17 protein-coding genes are annotated in these 17413 nt (G+C 56.0%); 9 read left to right on the top strand and 8 right to left on the bottom strand.

The features are described 5' to 3' along the window. Nucleotides 1-3717, top strand: a complete 3717-nt coding sequence (locus tag AB1L30_RS05040) for a hypothetical protein (protein WP_367012335.1) — start codon at nucleotides 1-3, stop codon at nucleotides 3715-3717. 97 nt (nucleotides 3718-3814) lie between these two features. Here AB1L30_RS05040 and AB1L30_RS05035 read toward each other — a convergent pair whose 3' ends face one another. Together AB1L30_RS05035 and AB1L30_RS05030 are read right to left on the bottom strand one after the other, a co-directional pair. Further along, nucleotides 3815-4627 (bottom strand): transglutaminase family protein, encoded by an 813-nt coding sequence (locus tag AB1L30_RS05035; protein ID WP_367012334.1) that lies wholly within the window; start codon nucleotides 4625-4627, stop codon nucleotides 3815-3817. 127 nt (nucleotides 4628-4754) lie between these two features. Continuing rightward, nucleotides 4755-5117, bottom strand: a complete 363-nt coding sequence (locus AB1L30_RS05030) for a hypothetical protein (protein ID WP_367012333.1) — start codon at nucleotides 5115-5117, stop codon at nucleotides 4755-4757. Nucleotides 5118-6032: 915 nt separating this feature from the next. Here AB1L30_RS05030 and AB1L30_RS05025 point away from each other — a divergent pair. The 5 genes from AB1L30_RS05025 to ptsP all read left to right on the top strand — a co-directional run bounded on the left by AB1L30_RS05025 (nucleotide 6033) and on the right by ptsP (nucleotide 10088). Beyond that, entirely contained in the window at nucleotides 6033-6578 is a 546-nt protein-coding gene (locus tag AB1L30_RS05025) for a hypothetical protein (protein ID WP_367012332.1), read from the top strand. Next, complete coding sequence (locus tag AB1L30_RS05020; RefSeq protein WP_367012331.1) at nucleotides 6575-6907, top strand: hypothetical protein; 333 nt, start codon at nucleotides 6575-6577, stop codon at nucleotides 6905-6907. Before AB1L30_RS05025 ends, AB1L30_RS05020 begins: the two co-directional genes overlap by 4 nt. 37 nt (nucleotides 6908-6944) lie before the next feature. After that, entirely contained in the window at nucleotides 6945-7088 is a 144-nt protein-coding gene (locus tag AB1L30_RS05015) for a hypothetical protein (protein WP_367012330.1), read from the top strand. A 182-nt stretch (nucleotides 7089-7270) separates the two neighbouring features. Continuing rightward, complete coding sequence (locus AB1L30_RS05010) at nucleotides 7271-8251, top strand: flotillin-like FloA family protein (protein ID WP_367012329.1); 981 nt, start codon at nucleotides 7271-7273, stop codon at nucleotides 8249-8251. A gap of 130 nt (nucleotides 8252-8381) precedes the next feature. Then, nucleotides 8382-10088, top strand: coding sequence for a phosphoenolpyruvate--protein phosphotransferase (gene ptsP, locus AB1L30_RS05005; RefSeq protein WP_367012328.1), 1707 nt, complete (start codon nucleotides 8382-8384; stop codon nucleotides 10086-10088). 61 nt (nucleotides 10089-10149) lie between these two features. On the opposite strand, the gene AB1L30_RS05000 is transcribed toward ptsP, so the two are convergent. From AB1L30_RS05000 to AB1L30_RS04990, 3 genes are all read right to left on the bottom strand, one after another. Then, nucleotides 10150-10731 (bottom strand): hypothetical protein, encoded by a 582-nt coding sequence (locus AB1L30_RS05000; RefSeq protein WP_367012327.1) that lies wholly within the window; start codon nucleotides 10729-10731, stop codon nucleotides 10150-10152. Nucleotides 10732-10738: 7 nt separating this feature from the next. Next, a complete protein-coding gene (locus AB1L30_RS04995; protein ID WP_367012326.1) occupies nucleotides 10739-11140 on the bottom strand; it encodes a hypothetical protein in 402 nt (133 codons plus the stop codon). Nucleotides 11141-11490: 350 nt separating this feature from the next. Next, nucleotides 11491-12234 carry a hypothetical protein gene (locus AB1L30_RS04990; RefSeq protein ID WP_367012325.1) on the bottom strand — a complete coding sequence of 248 codons (744 nt, stop codon included), beginning with the start codon at nucleotides 12232-12234 and terminating at the stop codon, nucleotides 11491-11493. 805 nt (nucleotides 12235-13039) lie between these two features. Here AB1L30_RS04990 and ygiD point away from each other — a divergent pair. The 3 genes from ygiD (at nucleotide 13040) to AB1L30_RS04975 (ending at nucleotide 15117) form a co-directional block, all read left to right on the top strand. Beyond that, nucleotides 13040-13918: a 4,5-DOPA dioxygenase extradiol gene (ygiD, locus tag AB1L30_RS04985; RefSeq protein ID WP_367012324.1), complete on the top strand. Its 879-nt coding sequence runs from the start codon at nucleotides 13040-13042 to the stop codon at nucleotides 13916-13918. A 74-nt stretch (nucleotides 13919-13992) separates the two neighbouring features. Further along, a complete protein-coding gene (locus tag AB1L30_RS04980) occupies nucleotides 13993-14484 on the top strand; it encodes a MarR family transcriptional regulator (RefSeq protein ID WP_367012323.1) in 492 nt (163 codons plus the stop codon). A gap of 216 nt (nucleotides 14485-14700) precedes the next feature. Continuing rightward, nucleotides 14701-15117: a hypothetical protein gene (locus AB1L30_RS04975; RefSeq protein WP_367012322.1), complete on the top strand. Its 417-nt coding sequence runs from the start codon at nucleotides 14701-14703 to the stop codon at nucleotides 15115-15117. Between the two features lie 8 nt (nucleotides 15118-15125). Here AB1L30_RS04975 and AB1L30_RS04970 read toward each other — a convergent pair whose 3' ends face one another. The 3 genes from AB1L30_RS04970 to AB1L30_RS04960 form a co-directional block, all read right to left on the bottom strand. After that, on the bottom strand, nucleotides 15126-15455 hold the full coding sequence (locus tag AB1L30_RS04970; protein WP_367012321.1) for a hypothetical protein: 330 nt from the start codon (nucleotides 15453-15455) through the stop codon (nucleotides 15126-15128). A gap of 45 nt (nucleotides 15456-15500) precedes the next feature. Then, entirely contained in the window at nucleotides 15501-16520 is a 1020-nt protein-coding gene (locus AB1L30_RS04965) for a hypothetical protein (protein ID WP_367012320.1), read from the bottom strand. 296 nt (nucleotides 16521-16816) lie between these two features. Then, complete coding sequence (locus AB1L30_RS04960) at nucleotides 16817-17299, bottom strand: hypothetical protein (RefSeq protein WP_367012319.1); 483 nt, start codon at nucleotides 17297-17299, stop codon at nucleotides 16817-16819. Nucleotides 17300-17413: the final 114 nt, after the last annotated feature.

The following is a 17413-nucleotide window of genomic DNA, read 5'->3' as shown; positions in this document are numbered from 1 at the left end:
GTGAATTTCAAATTGTTCAAGCCGCTGATGGCGATGCTGTTGGCCACTGCCGGGTTGGTTGGCACGACGTACGGACAAAGCGTTACGGCGGCCAGCAAGCCAGCTGCCGAACAAGCGGAACCCGCCCCGGCAGAACCGTCCGCGACGGAAGCCAATCCGGCGGATGCGAAAGCTGGCGAAGACGCTGCTGCCGAGAAGCCCGCCGAAGAGTCGCTTCTGCAAGCGGCAGAGAAGATCAAGTTCGATCGCCTTCCGGCCAGCATCCTGGAAGCCTGGAAGCAGGAAGGTTCCCGCAACTCGGACGAGCCGACCGAGGAAGACTCGGACGTGCAGCGCGAGCTGAAAGCCTTGTCGCGAAACGTGACGCTCTCGGAGTGGGCGGAAGTTGCCGACTACCTGAAGAACCTGCCAGACGAGACCGGTTCGCGGGTCTATCAGATGATGCTTACTTCGCTGGCCGGCAGCCAGAACGGCAATCCTCAGCCTGGCATGGGTGACCCGGCGATGAAGAAGTACGCCGTGACCAATGTCTTCACCGCGGACGATATTCTGGGTCTGATCGCTGCTTGCCCTGGTTCCTTCGACAAGGAAACCACGACCAAATTCGCACCGATCCTGGAGCTTTCGTTGGAGCAAGGACACGCCGTAGAGACCTTCGCCACGCGGTTCTCGAAACAACTGGAAGGCGATTCCAACTTCCCGCTGAACCAGCGCGAGGTCGCACGACTGCTTGTCCTGGCAGGGTATCCGGCCAAAGCTGGCCCATTTCTGCCGACGCTGGACGAAGCGATTGCCGAGGACGATCACGACGTCTTGCTGCTGCTCACCGAACACTTCCTTGCCGACAAGGAAGCTGGCGCGAGCAAAGATCACAACGAACAAGCATGGAAGTCGCTGCAGGCGATCTTAAGCCTCGACGACTTGCCGGAAGGGGTCGAGATGGAGGCGGTGACGCGCTGTTTGGACCTGGTGCCGTCGATGCCGGAAGACCAGGGAAAGGCCTGGCTGCAGGAAAGCTTTCAAGAGAAGTCGCAGCGCGGCATCATGATCCTTTCGAGCCTCGGTTCGCAGGTCTCGCAGGGGCTTCCTCGCTATGCCCGCGATGTTCCGCAGCGGCTGAAGTACTTGCGTCTGCAATCGCAGGCGGTCGATGCCCTGGTGACGACGCTTGAAGGAGAGCCCGAAGCAAAGCGTGCGCGCTGGATGCCGATGGTTTCGCTGTTGGCCGAAAACTGGATGCGAGAAGCCGAGATCACCTTGGACCTGGCCCAGGGAGGCAATATCAACTCGCAGCTTCGTCGAGACCAGTTTGGCAACACCTATTTCATCAACGCCAACCAAATGATGCAGCAGAATGGGCCGGTGCAGCCAATTGCCCTCAGCGAGATGATTCAGCTCGCTCCGAAGCCATCCTGGGAGGCGATGATCGTTCCGAGCTTGAAGCCGGAATTCATCACCATGATGACGAAGCTTTATTTGAAAGCGGGGGAAGAGATCAAGGCATTCCCCTACATCGAACAGCTGGCAACGCTGATGCCGGACCGGGCCCACCAGCAAGCCGAAGCGTTCATGAAGACCTGGATCACCAATCACGATCTGAATTCGCAGAACCGGGCCAACGCTGGCCAGGTATTCATGGCCTACGGATATCAGCCCCGCTCGGCGAGCATTCCTCTGACCCGTTCGCAGCAGGAACGGAACCTCAGCGAATTGTCGGCCTGGCTCGATCGCCTGAAAGCACTTCCGATCGACCCGATCGATGAAGGCATCTTGCTGGAAGCGTTCATGAAATGCCATTCCACGGCGGAAGTCTATCGGTTGGAAGCGATCGAAAGCGTGTTGGGGGACGTGGCAACGCTGGACGACACAACCCTGGGAAAGATCGCCCAGACGATGCGAACCAACCTGGCAACGGTCTGGAAAGATCCGAACGTCCAGCAGCGGTTTAAGACCAATCGAAAAATGGAAGACCTGCAGGCCGAGATCTTGCGTGGTTACCAGGTCGCCTATCAGTTGATCGAACGCGGTCTGGCCGCTCATCCGCAAAGCTGGGCGCTCAAGCTTGCCTATGCCGCGCTGCTGCATGACGAGAACGCCTACCTGAGCGAGATCGATGCCCACCATAACTTTGAAGAGCAGCGACAGAAGGCCTTCACCGCCTTTCACGAAGCGGCCGAGTGGTACTGTCAGCAGGTCCCTCAGCTCTCGAAGGATGACTACTCGCCCGAGGTCTACCAGTTGTGGTTTCTGGCGGCGCTGGGTGCCTGCGACGTTGGCAACATCGACGAAAGCAACCGCCTGGCCCCTTCGCAGCCTCCTAGGATCATCGCGGCAATCGAACAGTTGCCTCCGCCGGCACGCGAATATCATCAAGAGCAGTTTGCCAACGGATTGTTTCAGACGCTGTCGGGGGTCAGTCCCAACGCGAAGTACCGATACCTGAAGACCGGGCTGGAAGTCGCCGGCGATCATCCCCTGACGAACGAAGCCCAGAAGGTCTTTTCGTTTTACAAAGATCTGGTGACTGAAATCCAGTTGGATGTCGCTATCGATGGAAGTGATGTCGTCGGCCACGAGACGCCCTTCGGTGTCTACGTGAATATTCGGCATACGGCGGAAATCGAACGCGAGTCAGGCGGATTCGGCAAATACCTGCAGAACCAGAACAGCATGGCATTCGCTTACAACTATGGACGTCCGAAGGAAAACTATCGCGACAAGTTCGAGGCCGCGGTCCGTGCCGCTCTGGAAGAACAGTTCGACGTTCTTTCGGTCACCTTTCAAGGGCAAGGGACCCAGTCGAAATCGCTCAACCAATATGGCTGGCGAGTGACGCCTTACGCCTTCCTGCTGTTGCAGGCGAAAGGACCCCAGGTCGATACCATTCCGTCGTTCTCGTTGGATATGGATTTCGTCGACACGTCAGGCTACGTCGTCCTGCCGATCGAGTCGGCGATCATTCCGCTCGATGCGGCACCCATGAAAGGAGACCCTCGTCCTTACGGCCAGGTGAAGCTCGTTCAGACCCTCGACGAGCGGGAACTCGACCAGCAAAAGCTCGCGCTGGAAATCAAAGCTACCGGCAACGGGGTACTTCCCGAAGTCGACCAACTGATCGATATGAACTTCCCGGGATTCGAGATTACCGAACTCAAGTTCACCCCGGTATCGGTCACGAAATTCGATTCTGCTTCGTCCGATGTCATCATGACCGAACGAGCATGCAACGTCTCGCTCCGGTCGGTCGACACGCAGGCCCCGATCACGACGTTCCAGTTTGCGAACCCGCAAGCCAAAGCGGCTATTGAAGAGCTCGTTTATCAGCGGTTTGATGACGCCGATATTCTGACAGTCGGCTCGACGATTCCTCTCGCGAAACCGGTCCATCACTTCAGTTATCGTCCCTGGATTGTGGGGGGCATGATCTTTGTCGTCTGCCTGGCTGGCGGTCTGGCTTACATGTACCTCGCTCCGAATGCAGAGGTTCAGGCGCAAGCAGAGCGAATCCAAATGCCGCCAGAGATCACTCCTTTCTCGGCCATTAACTTCCTGAGGCATTTGAAGCAGGAAGCGGATTTCAGCGAGCAAGACCGCTCGGAACTTCAAGGGACGATCGATTCAATCGAGCGGATGTATTTTCGCCAGGGAGAAACGCAAAGCGTTAACCTGCAAGAGATCCTTCAAAGCTGGATGGAGAAGTCACGCTCGATCGCCTGATGCCCACGTAATGGTGTGCCTGGCTTGGTGAAAGATGGTTCGAACCCAGCAGGGCTTGCCGCCGTTCTACGGCTGGCCTGGCAACATGCAGCCAGCTTCACTCCTGGATCGGATCGGCCCATACCGTAAATTTGTGCAGGGTGTTCTTTCCGAACGTGGTTGTCAGCGCGACGTCAGCGGCATCGCGGCCACGGGCCATCAGGACACGTCCAATCCGAGGAACATTGTTCCGCGCGTCGAAGGTATACCACTGGCCATCCAGATAGGCCTCGAACCACGCACTGAAGTCCATCGGATCGTGCGCCGGGGGAACACCGATGTCTCCCAGATAGCCGGTGCAATAGCGCGCCGGAATGTTGCAGCAGCGGCAGAACGTGATTGCCAGGTGCATGTAGTCACGGCAAACGCCCACTTGCTCGAGGTAGACCTCCAAGGCCGTTCGCGTCGCACGCGCCTCCATGTAATTGAAGCGGATGTGGGAATGAACGAAGTCGCAAATCGCTTGCACTCGGGGCCAGCCGGGCGCGGTGTTGCCGAATAAGCTCCACGCAATATCCTTCAACTCGCTGTCGACCTCGCAATAGCGGCTCGCAAGCAAGTAGAGCATGACTTCGTTGGGAAGTTCCTGGACTTGGAGTTGGCGACTGCCAGGTGCCTGAAGATCCGTAAGACCGCAATCCTCGACGACCGCCTCGTTTCGCAGCGAAATCCGCCCTGCCGGGGCGACGATGCGGGCGCAGCGGTTGCCATACAGATCGTAATACTCCGTTCCCGGCACATTCGGTGCAATCACGAGGCGATCTGGCCGCCTCGTCGTTAGCTCTCGAGATGGATGCAGAAACAGCATCAACACCATCGGCGCTGGCTCGGGCGAATCAAACTCAATATCAAACCCAACACGTATAAGCATATTACCTGCCAATTGTTCGCCGAATCTGCGACGTGCATTCCAAGTCGTGAAGCGGAGAGCCTCTCCGTCGATGCGTGATGCGCGACGTGATTCGCTCCGCGAGTCGTATGGCCGAAAGCCGCCGAATCTATTTTTCGCGCTCGCTTACCTGATAGGCGAGCGTCGCGGCGTCGTATGTCAAGCGATACCTGCTGCCGACCTTGGCATCGGATGCCTCAAGAGCCTGCAATACATTGTCCATCGCTGCCGCGTTCAACTGCTCGTCGCGAGCACTGACCGCATCCAGCACGATCAAGCCGATTCGTTCCGAATCCGATTGAAGTTGTTCGCGCAGATAGCCCTTCACGAGTGGATAGGGCCGGTAGTCATTCGTGCTGTGGGAACGGAACCGTTCGTAGGCGTCGGAATCGGAAAACCCATACAGCACTTGACGAGAAGAGTGACTGGTTCCCTCCTCGAGCCGGGGCCCAACCCGTTCGTGTTCATCCATCAGGACATATCTGGGCGTTGCGAATGATTCCGAATCGGGAACCGTACTCAACGCATCCTCAACTATTTGCCGCATTGTTGCGTTACCTTCCGGGCAGTTCCAAGGGCATTACCTCGAGGCTGCCGACGTTTGTTAGAAACCGTTTGTCCGCCGCAAATCGCGACGGTAATGTTGCGTAGCTGTCGCCACCGCAACACATACCCACCCCTGCTCGATCGTTGGCAATGGTCGCCGATCGTAATCGTGGATGAGGATGGGCAATCCTTCTTTCAAGTTGGCTCGGCTCAGAGCGAAGCAGAACCACGCGCCAACCGCTTCACCATCAAAGCGAGATGCACGCACCATCGATTCGCCTCTTCTGCGTGCGAGGCGATTCCCGAGAAAGGATCACACGCGATCCTAGACGAACATTTCTGAAAGCAATCCGCAGGGACCTTTGACGCGAGATCCCGACCGAGCGAAACCGATTCGTTCGTGAGTATCCAAGAGCACAACAGCCTCGCGATGTGGTACCAGAACTCCACATCTTATTCCCGCATTGCTGCAAACTTCAGCTGGCTGACCTGGGGTCCGTCATCCGGAACGTGGTCGCATCGCAACGTATTTCGCGAAGCCCCTTCAGGTGTCCGCATCCTATGCCTGATCGATTCGCAAAGCAAGCAGCAGTCGCTGACGGCCAGGAATTGACAAACATACTCAAGCAGAGGGCTCGTGAGTCGATCGACGGCGTTCGCCCCCTTCCCTCGCAAACAGCCCACACTACCGTTTTCGGGCCGGAACTACGTATTGGAAGTGTAATAGTTACGAATCTTATGGCGATTGTCGGTCGGTTGGAGGCTGTTTAGACATACAATATTTGCATGTACGGATTTCGTATCTTCACGCCGTTGACCGGTACTTCGAGGATTCAACCCAATGTCAATTGCACGAATTACCCGCAACGCGTTCTTGGCCGATCGCCAAGGAAACAAGTTTGCCGATGTGGTCGAAGACCCTGAGCAGCCCTTCGAGGCGGTGCTGGAATTTTTCAACGATGCCAATCGGCAACGACGCATGGAAGAGTCCGAACTGCACCACGATCGTGCTCCACTCGCCGGTGTCGTGCGAGAGCTGGAGTCGAAGCCCGATATCGACAAGTTTCTCTCTGAGATTCATGTCAAACGTACCACGCGACTGCGCCAAGCGATCGGTGTGCTGGTGCGGATGATCATGGAACGCCGAGGATGGCGTAAGACTGGCAAGAAGGGCTCGCTCGGCGTGCGTGCGACCACGGTCGATCAAGTTCCGCGTCATAACAGCGGTGGGCTGGCATTCTGGTTCGTTCGCGCGGAACGCTACGAGAGAATCGAAGGAAGTGCGTTCCGTTCAGTTCAAGAACGCTGCCAGGCCTACTCTGCCGCCCAAACAACCCAGCGCTCCAAGCCTGGTAAAAGACGCACGACAGTAAGGACGGCTTCATGAGTTCACTTTCCTGGCTGACCGATTGGTTTACGCAACGCGACCGCGCCCACGTGCTTTACAAACGGGGCATGGTTCGGGCCCAGAAGCACGATCATCAAGGAGCCGTTGTGTTCTATACAGCGGCCTTGGATGCCCCAGAAATCACCCCGGAACTGACCGCGATGGTTTTGTACAACCGCGGGCTCGTCTATGTGGCATCGGGAATGGCTGAGCAAGGCGCGGCCGATCTTAATGCTGTTCTCACGATGAACGAAGCAGGTGCGAACGTCAAAAAAGCCGCCCAACAAAAGCTCGCCAAAATAGAATCGCGGACCAGGCACCGAGTCTAACGACGATGCAAAATCGCATGGCACAAAGGAGTGACCAATGCTTGTCCTTGGCCCAACGTCAACCGAGCAGATTTTGATCGGTGAAAAGATCATCGTCACCGTGGGGGACGCTCACACCGTCGAGATCGTCGTCAGCGATCCGCGTGAGGTGAAAGACGCTTCGAACGCGAGCCCGCACTAATCACAACTACTCTGCAATGGTCTTTGTCGGACCGAACGGATCCTTTCTTTTCTCAACCAACATTCCGGCAGAATTCGTCGCCCCATTCCAGCCTCGCTCTGTCACCAAGCACCTTACCTGGCCTGATCCGTCGCCATGCATGATGGCGACCGCCAGCCTTGGTGGTGCGAAAGCAGAACAACATGTATGTCGTCTGGAGCCTGGCGATTGCCACCGCCATTGGTTTGGTTCTTGTTGGCTATTGGTATTTCCAGCTTTGGATCCAAGCCTATTCGACAGGAACCGGAATTCGCTTCCTCGACCTGGTGTTCATGTCTCTGAGGCAGGTCAATCCTCGCGCGATCGTTGAGTGCAAGATTATGGTGAGTCAATCAGGAATGCCCGCGATCGAGACCAGGTTGCTGGAAGCGCAATACCTGGCCGGAGGAGATATCCGCCGGGTCACTCTCGCCGTGATCGCCGCCGACCGCGCCGGTATTCCTCTGGATTGGGATACGGCTGCCGCCATCGACCTGGCTGGCCGAGACATCCTCGAGGCCGTCAAAACAAGCGTCGATCCCAAAGTGATCGTATGCCCTGACCCGAAGGATGCCCGCAGCGACGTTCTGTTTGGAATCGCCCGAGATGGAATTCAACTGAAGGTTTGCGTGCTGGTAACGGTCCGGACGAACCTCGCGCAACTGGTCGGCGGAGCCACCGAGTCGACCATCATTGCTCGCGTGGGGCAAAGCGTCATTTCCGCCATTGGTACCTGCGAGCATTATCACGAAGCCCTGCGCGATCCCATGTTGATCACGCGGAAAGTGCTGTCAGAGAAACTCGACGCCAACACGGCGTTTGCGATCGTATCCATCGACATTGCTGAAATTGAAGTCGGACAAAACATCGGAGCACGGCTTCAGATCGACCAGGCAGACGCGGACTATCGTGTCGCGATGGCCTTCGCCGAACAGCGCCGCGCCATGGCAATTGCCAGGCATCAAGAGATGCGAGCGAAGTGCTCTCAGAGCCAGGTTCGCGTCGTCCTGGCGGAAGCCGCCATCCCCAAATCAATGGCCGAGGCGTTTCGCGCCGGTGGCGTGCAAAGCGATCAGAAGAGGCCCAAGCCTCAAAAAGTGCGTTCCCCATTTCCGCACCTCAAGCACCTGGCAGCCTTGGCATAGCGGCGAGAGATTGCCAACGCCTGCTTGAGTCCAACGTGTTCGCTCGACGGACAAGACAACTTCACCTTGGCGATAAGAGCCAATCGGCTTCGTTTCCTGGTCTTCAGATCCTAATAAGAGACGGTACTACATGAAAATATTGACGGGAACTCCAATCTCTCCGGGATTTGCAGGCGGAATCGCGATCATCTACGACTTCGAGGGGGAACGGAGAATTGAACTCCCGCAGCATCCCATCTCGGATGTCGAGATCGAACTCGAAGGACACCGGGTCGACGATGCCCTCGCCCAGTCCACGCATGAGTTAACGTCAATCGAAGAACAGACCAACCGGCTGGCAGAACGCCTGGAAGCTACCGAAGTATTATCTGCCCACGCGACGATCGCGCAGGAACTCGCGGCCCTCGTTCGTAAGCAAATTGCCAGCGATCGAATTAATGCCGAAGGCGCATTGAATGCGGTTGTTCAGGAATTCGCCACGCGCTTCCAGCAACTCGACAGCAACTACCTTCGCGAACGGGAACAAGATGTGCGCGACGTAGGACATCGGCTGTTAAGACACCTGCTGGATCCTTCCTTGAATCAACGGGAACCGTTGCCCAAAGGCTCGGTTGTCGTCGCGCGGGAACTCTTGCCATCGGAAACCATTGAACTCGTCAACTCAGGCGTCGTCGCGATACTCACAGAGTTTGGTGGTCCCCTCAGCCATACGGCGATTATTGCCCGGTCGTTGGGGATTCCGGGCATAAGCGGCATCCCGGAAATCACCTCCTGCATCGAAGCTGGGACTAACGTCCTGGTCGATGGGGAAACCGGCTGCATCGAGTTAAACCCGTCGAGGGCAGTTGAATCTCGGTTTTGGATTCGGGAGAAGCTGTACGAGAAACGTCATCATGCGAGCGTGGTGGACGAACAACTTCCTTGCATCACGGCCGATGGGACAACGATCCAGTTACTAGGCAATATCGGGATCCCGCTGGAGGCTCCCGAAATCACGAAACATAACCTGGCCGGGGTCGGTTTGTTTCGCACCGAGTTTCTGTTCCTTGAGTCCGCCAAGCGGCCAAGCCTGGCAGAGCAAGTCGAGATCTATAGCGGCGTATCCAAGAGCTTGAACAATCGCCCGCTGACGTTAAGAACGTTTGACCTGGGAAGCGACAAACTGCCGCCGTTTCTGCAGTCGTCCCGGGCCGAAACCAACTCGATGCTGGCGTTACGGGGACTGCGATTCTCTTTGAAAGAGGTCGAACTGTTGAACACGCAGTTGAAGGCGATCTTGCAAGTCGGTCGAACGGCCGACGTTCGTATTTTGTTTCCCATGGTGATCGGTCCCGACGACTTCTCTCTGGCGATCGACGCCGTCCGAAATGCGACGGGCTTTGTGGGCATCCAACAAAGGCCACAAATCGGTGCCATGATCGAAACGCCAGCGGCGCTGTTTGCCCTCGACGAGATTCTGGAGTTAGCCGACTTCGTTGCCATTGGCACCAACGACTTGACCCAATACATGCTGGCCGTCGACAGAGATCTCGCCGAGGGACACAATGACTGCACGGCCATGCATCCCGCGGTATTGCGAGCCATTCGCTGGATTGTGAAAAAGGCACGTACGCACAATTGCCCCGTCTGTGTATGCGGAGAAGAAGCAAGCAATATCGACTTTGCTCGTCTCCTGATTGGGCTGGGCATTCGCGAATTGAGCCTGGCCCCTTCGCGTGCCGCCGATGTGCGTCACGCTTTGAGAAGCGTCGACTGCAACGAGGCGAAGAAGATTGCTTCCTTGGCTCTGAAGTGCCTGACAACCTCGAGCGTTCACGAACTCTGCAAGCGGTTCTAAGAGCCTGCCGGACACGCTCTTGTCGGCGTCTTGGGAGGTGTCAGCGCACGGGGCCTGGTTATCATAAGCGACGCTGGAAGAGGTGCTTCTGCAGCGCACGGCGCCAGGGCTCTTCCTCGAGAACCGGTTCCGGGAAGTTCTTGATTTCCGCAAGGTTGTCTTCCTTGACTTCAATCATCATCAGCCCGTCGTTCACGCTGGTGAGATACAGGAGCTGTTTCTTGGTGTCGGACGTGGAGTGCCACAACCAGATCGAGCCACTCTTACATCCGAAGCCATGCAGCGTCCGGTCGGCCGACGATGTCACCGAGCTGACCGAATCGACGATCAACGTCTCGGGATTGCGCTGGGGAAATGGTTTGGCGTTGAATTCCAACACCTGATCAATCCGTGACCAGCGAGGCGAACTGAGGACCGCACTCGCGTCGGAGTTGCCGTACATGCCTAAGATCAAGGTGCCGTCCGGAAGAATCCCAACCGAATGAGCAAACCCGACCGACCCTTCCGCCGCAAACGTACTTCGGCCCGGCAACACACCTAGCGTCAGCAGCAAGCAGGTAGCGAACATGCATGCCTTGAAGCAGGCGATGCGGTATGGTCGCACGGAATACGCGTCGCTGGGCGGTATCGTGATCGATAACATCTGGCCGCTATTCTTCGGACTCTGGCAGCTCTTGTTCCAGGACTCTGCCGAGGTACTCTCGCCACGCTTCGAGCCCTGCGGCTGGGTTATCGGAATGGTTGAGTAGCTCGCCATCCGAGCAGTCGAGTGCGCTCCAGTTCCGTTCTTGACACATGGCGACGATCGGAGGCACGATTTCGTTCGACGCGCGAACGTGAAGCATCATGCTCGTTGCAGGAACATCTTCTCCAAGGTTGAATTCAATCGAATCAATCGACGAATTGAAAATGCCCCATGCCTCATTCGACCAATCGGTGCCGGGGAAGAAGCGGCTGACGGAAGAACGAATCTCGGAGTGTGAACCGAGCGGAAGTGGCGTAGCGTCATCGGGGATCTCTGCAACCGATTCGTACGGTTGGCCAAACTTCATGAGCAACACATCCCAACTCATCGCGACCTCTTCCTCGATGATTGTCCCCTGCGAACCGCTGGCGAATGCCAGGCAGGCACACGGGTTGGCCTTGCGTAATTGGATATGGATTGAAACTAGCGTCTGCCACCGCGCGATGCAAGCAACGTTTAGTAGCATCGCGGTTGAAACCAATGTCCCGTGTCTGAAGATGTCAGAAACTAAAGAAACAGCCAATGTTCAACGCCCAATTTGAACGTTGGTTACGGCCAAAGACCTAGGATTAGTCGGGATGCGAAAGACCTTCGATTAGGATGGCATAAATAGTCAGATCGCTAATCGATTCTGACGCAAAAGAGTTAAACAGCCAATCAGTTCAAGTCTTGCAACAGCAAGTGCCACGCCCTGTTGGGCTTTAATGGTGTCCCAAGCGAACTCCTCACATTGTTTGCGATCTGAAAAAATCGAAACTTCAATTGGGCCTTCGTTAAATTCAAATTGTGAAATAATACGTCCACATCACAAATAACTTCCATCACCAGTAGTCCGAATTCAGGCTCAAATGGAGGGTCCTCGCGCAAAATCTCTGGTTCTGTTGTTCCGCAGTTGTTCGGGCCATTCAGGTCTATGTAGCATACTTCCAAATAAACATTGAGTGCCTCTTCGAAACGCTGGTCGTTCTTAAGAAGATCTCCCATTGCAAGACGTGCGGTACGGTAAAACCCCCACTGCATTTGCTTCGCAAAATGGTCAAGTGATTTCGCCAGTTGTGAATACTCAACCTCGTTCGAAGACGGATTTCGACGTAGTTGCTTTTGAAGTCGCGCACGCTCCAGTTGATGGTCACGTCTTGCTGCGAGGAATTCATCGTGGGTGCCGTTGGCTATCGACCATTGTTCCTCAATAAGTACTGCCTGATCTTCCTTAATGAGGATTTTCTTCCGGTCAGATGGTCGTGTTCGTACGAGCATAGATTTCGCGCATGCGGGACATTTCTTTTTGCGACCGGGCATTTTATCCAAACGGTGTTCACAGTAAGGGCACACCGGATCTGTATTTCCGATAGCAACTTGCTTCGAGGAAAACAAGGTCTTCAAGAGGTTAAATAGGCCCATCGATGTTACTATCCAAATATAACCGTTGCGATTCAACAAGTGGAATTTAGAAGTCCAGCCAGCGCTTTATACCCTAGTCGATAAATCACTTGCTTGCACTAGAGCAAGTTGTGCTACCGGTGAAAATGGGGCCAGTTCAAAACAACTCGTCTGCATGAACTTGTCTAAGTTAGCTTTGTTTCAAATATGGGGCGTAACAATGGACCAGGAGGCGTTTCCGCAATAACTGTTGCGAAAGACAGCGTGTTCTGACGTTAGCCTAATGACATCTCAAATGAGCAAGACTCACGTCTGTTGCAAACCTTTTCTTTCCTGTGGACTTGGATCGACTACAATTGCCGGATGATTTAAATGCCAATCGAAAATTCTCCGGGTGAATGCAGGGCAAGTGTGTTGGGCAATTAGACGGATCGAGTAGGGCAAGGTGTTTTAATGGGATCAGGCAAGCAATGCTCTGAATGAGGACGAATATTGATAAGACATTGGTGAATCACCACCGTTTGAAGAACAGTTCAGAAACGTCTATCAAATAGCGGAATCCTCTGATGACTCCATGCATCGGCTGACATCAATCGACCGCAATTGGCAGCAACTCGCAGAGTCGTTCTTTGGTTGTCGATACTTCAACCTGGCAAAAAAGTCCTCTCTCCCGCACACCAAAAGCACCGCGGCCAATTGGCCTCGTGTGATTTTGCATGCTCCCCTACCCATTCCCAGGCTGGCCTTGCCGCAATATCTGTTATGACATACAGTCTGAGGATGGCGGGAATTGATGCAGTGACCAACCGTGGAGGTGAGATTCACGATGGATCGGCGGGACTTTGGGATCAAAACAGCAGGTGCGGCTTTGTCGATTGGAAGTTTGAACCAGCTCGATGCGTTCGCTCAGGACCTTCCACTTTCCGAGCCGATGCCGGCCTTGTTTCTGGGGCATGGTAGTCCGATGAACGCGATCGAAGAGAACCGCTTCGTCCAGGGATTCCGGGCCATCGAAAAGACCGTTCCCAAACCGAAGGCGGTGCTATGCATCTCGGCGCATTGGTTTACGCGGGGGACGAAGGTCACGGCGATGAAGCAGCCGAAGACGATCCACGATTTCGGCGGTTTTCCCCAGGCATTGTTCGACGTGCAGTACCCTGCCCCAGGCAGCCCGGAACTCGCCGCGACCGCCGCGCGATTGGTGCCTGAACATCCGGCGGCGCTCGATCAGTCGTGGGGCCTCGATCACGGAGCGTGGTCGGTGCTGAAGCATCTCTACCCGGCCGCCGACATTCCAGTCGTACAGATGAGCGTCGATCGAACGCGGCCTGCTTCGTTTCACTTGGAACTTGGCCGACAGCTGGACGTGCTGCGGCATCGCGGAATTCTGATCGTCGGCAGTGGCAACATTGTGCATAACCTCGGCCTGGTCGACGGCCGCAACCTCGATAAGCCGAACTATGGTTTCGATTGGGCGGTCGAAGCGCAGAACTTCGTCAATCAGCAACTCGCCAAAGGGGACTATGCCCCGCTGGTCGATTACGCGAAGCAAGGTCGCCCGATGCAACTGGCGGTGCCAACGCCGGAACATTACTTGCCGCTGCTGTACGTGCTTGGTCTGAAGCACAACAAAGAGCAGTTGAAGTTGTTCAACAACGAAATGCTCGGCGGCAGCCTTAGCATGACATCGGTTCGGCTCGGCTAAACGCGAGCCTGTCCAAGGCGCGACGACGTAACGAAAAACCTACTTGCGGTGATCGAGAACGAGGCGAGGGTCGGATGGCAAAGAAGGCAAACGTGACAGGCATCGCGGCGGAAATCGGCATGCGGAACCCGATCGACCTGCTCGAACGCGAGGTGCTGTTGAATCTGTCGAAGACGTTCGCCGTGCTGAGCCAACCGTTTGAAGAGCTGTTCAAAGAGTATGGCATCACGCCGGTGCAGTACAACGCCCTGCGAATCCTTCGCGGACATGGCGGCCCGGTCTCGGTCTATCAAATCGGCGAACAGATGTTAACACGCCAGCCTGACTTGCCGCGGCTGGTCGACCGCCTGGTGACCCTCGGCTTCGCCGAAAAAAACCGCTGCGAAAACGACCGCCGCGTCGTCTGGGTCACGCTGACCCGCAAAGGCAAAGCCCTCCTGAAAAAGATCGACGCCCCCCTCGACCAACTCCACCAAGACCAACTCAAACACCTGACCCGCGACCAACTAAAAACCCTCAGCGACCTGCTTTTCTTAGCCAGAAATCCCACAGCCCAGGCCGCGTGATTACTCAGAACGCCCGGCATCACGCCGGAGAGCGCGCCTCGACGCAGCTTGGTGTGCGTTCCACTCGCGAAACAGGTTTCGCGACAACCGATCGTCTGCAATAGCTCACGGCTCGGTCTGTTTGTACGATGAACCTTCTCAGCGAAGCACGTGGCGCGATCTCGATCAACAGCGCGTCACGCGGAATCACGGTCAGGTCAAGCAGAGGTGTCGGCGATGAGGTGGGAGTTTGACGAGGGGGCGTACGTGACCGCTTATGGCGTGTTCGGGTTCGGCCCATCGACGTTGCCGCGGATGGTTGCGGAGATCGAATCGCTGTTTCCCGCAACGACGGTTGTGCGGCGAGACATGATGGAGGTGTACGAAGAACGATACCGCGAGGCGGCCGCGATGCTCGACTCGCCTGACCGGGTCAAGGATGTGTTCCTGCAATCGAAGGTCAGAAACATTCGTCGCTTCGGCGAGATTTGGCTACTGGCAGTGATCGATCAAGAGACAGAATTTCGGCTCATCATGTCGGCCGACACCCTCTACATCCTCAAGCAATGCAGCACGCCAGAAGAACACGCCCTCCCCTTCGCAGAAACCATCGCGCAGCGGCTTGGTACCAAAGTGAATGAAATGGCCGGGTAGGCCCCCCACTACCCGCCGTACGGACTTGGGCGGTAGACGAATCGGACGGTCATCGAGATGTCTTGGCCGGCGGGGGTGGTGAAGTTTAGTTGTTGGGGTGGGGCTTCTTCGTTGACTTCGAAGTTGCATTGAACTTCCACCGCGACTTCGGTCGGGCCGCCGAATTCTTGCCACTGGTCCGGGTCGCACAAGGCGGCGGCACAGCATTGGATCTTGTGGTTCAGCAGTTCCAGCCGCTTGTCCTGGTCGGTCGTGATGCCGGCGTCGATAATCACGAAGGTGATCATGCCATCTTTGCCTTTCAGCACCATGTCGATCTGGTCGGGGTCTTCTAACATGCGATGCCTTTCGTGGTTAGTTCGTCGTGGTGATTCGCAACAAGTTTACTGCCAGCGACCAAACGGCTCGCCATCCCACAACTCGTATTCGCAGTCGAGCTTTTTCAAGTGCTTGAGAAGTTCTTTGTCCCCGTCCACCTTGGGGCGTGTCGGGATAAACTGCACCTCGAACTGCGGCGTGCCATCGACACGATAAAGCAGGTCGAGCTGAAGCAGCCCGCGCTTGTCGTACAACCGCCAGGCCAGCGGATAGCGAACAGGCCGGCCTGAGTCGATGCCTTCATGCGTCGCTTCAAACGGATCGAAACCGTCGGCGTATTTTCCCGAGACCTTCACGCCTTCAAAATGGGGCAGCAGGTCTCGATGCCGAGCGAGCGCGGCGAGAGGGTCTTCGAGGTAGGCGAGATTCACACCGACTTGCACATAGGCGTCCAGTGAGAGAAGCGGTTCGCTGATTTCGCCAAGCAGCTCGCGGTAGTTCTCTGGCGTGGGCCCTTTGAACTCGATCGACTTCAATTGCAAACTTGTCGCGTCGACTGTGGCGAAGTAGTTCTCGATGTCTGGTCCGGTCAATTTCAAAAGCGTCGCGGTGTCGTTACCAGGCTCGAAGAGCTCGATCTCAAGCTCCGTCGCTGCCCATCGCCGGATCCACGCGACATCAATTGGGGGCAGCATCGTGTGCGAATCGTAGTTCACTTTATACGTGTCGCCATCCACGCGGTCTCGGACAACCCAGAGGTCTCCGTCCGGGAATTTGCCGATTGAATGAAGCTCCATCCGATCTTGCAGAAGCGAACCTGCCAGCTCGATCGTCGCTGGAAACAGCGTGCGGTCCTTGGCCGACTGCCACAAAGAGTACTCGAGCGAGGCAAGCTTGTCTTGGCCAGGGTCTACCTGAAAGTTGGTGAGTGGCCCGGCCGGCAGATCGTACCAGAACGAAATGACCCACGGATCGGCTCCACGCCCAAACAGCACTTCGTCGAACTTGAACCGCTTGCGAAGTGCCGCGTAGGTCTTCAAGTTCGCCTCCATCTTCAAAACCGCAGAGCCGAGGACGTACGCCATGGTCAACCGTTGCTGCTACTAACAAGAGGTGAATGGAATGGGTAACACGCCTAGCATAGATGTCTTATCAGACGCATGCCACCGGGGCAGTTCCAGAGAAGTCGAATCTTCATCGGAAGAAAGACCGCACGATGGCACTGGCGCGGACAAGCGTCCGCATCGCATCGCACGTGTGCCACTGGCCGCTAGCCAGTGCGAAGTGAGTGGAAGGTTGATGGAGATAACGCTTCCACGACATGATCGCCTCGCGGTGGAAAGCATGGCCACGCAGGGCCGTGGCCATGGCACCTGGGCGGTCAACCGAACAAGACCGGCACGTTGCCTCGAAAATCAAGCGCGGGCATCTCTTCAAGGGGGTTGAGGTAGATCAAAATGTCGATCTCATCCTGCGTGAGATCTCGATTGCTACAGACAGAAAGGTGGTAGTAGCCGTCATCCAAGCTCAATTGTTGTTCCTGGCTACAGTGCGGATTCCAGTCATAGAGATCGGATAAGTCTCGGAAGCAAAGCTTGCCGCCCTTGACGAGCACGGCAAGCCGGAGCATGTAGGTCAAATACTCTTCAGGGTAAGCAGGGTAACCCTGACGAAATCTAAGTCGGAAAAAGCCTTCGCCAGTCTGAAACGCAACCAATGTGCCCTCGTAAACAAATGGCAGAACTTGTTCGGGCGTAAGAAAACGTTGCTCCAGGAAATTGGAGTGAGGTGCGATTGTCTCTGCGGCAAAAGGGGAATATAGGAATACGCCCAAGCCATGAACGTTCAGGTGAATGTCATTCATCTCTTTATCACATCCCAAATCAGGCCGAGGTCCCCCTGGTTCTGTAGACCATTGCACGAACCGCTTCCAAGCGTCCGCTGGCGCACGGGCACCGCATGGCACCAGCTTCGCATC

It is taken from the genome of Bremerella sp. JC817 (assembly GCF_040718835.1).
Taxonomy (GTDB): domain Bacteria; phylum Planctomycetota; class Planctomycetia; order Pirellulales; family Pirellulaceae; genus Bremerella.
The sequence above is the reverse complement of the archived record's forward strand: the minus strand, read 5'-3'. Positions and strand labels throughout refer to the sequence as shown.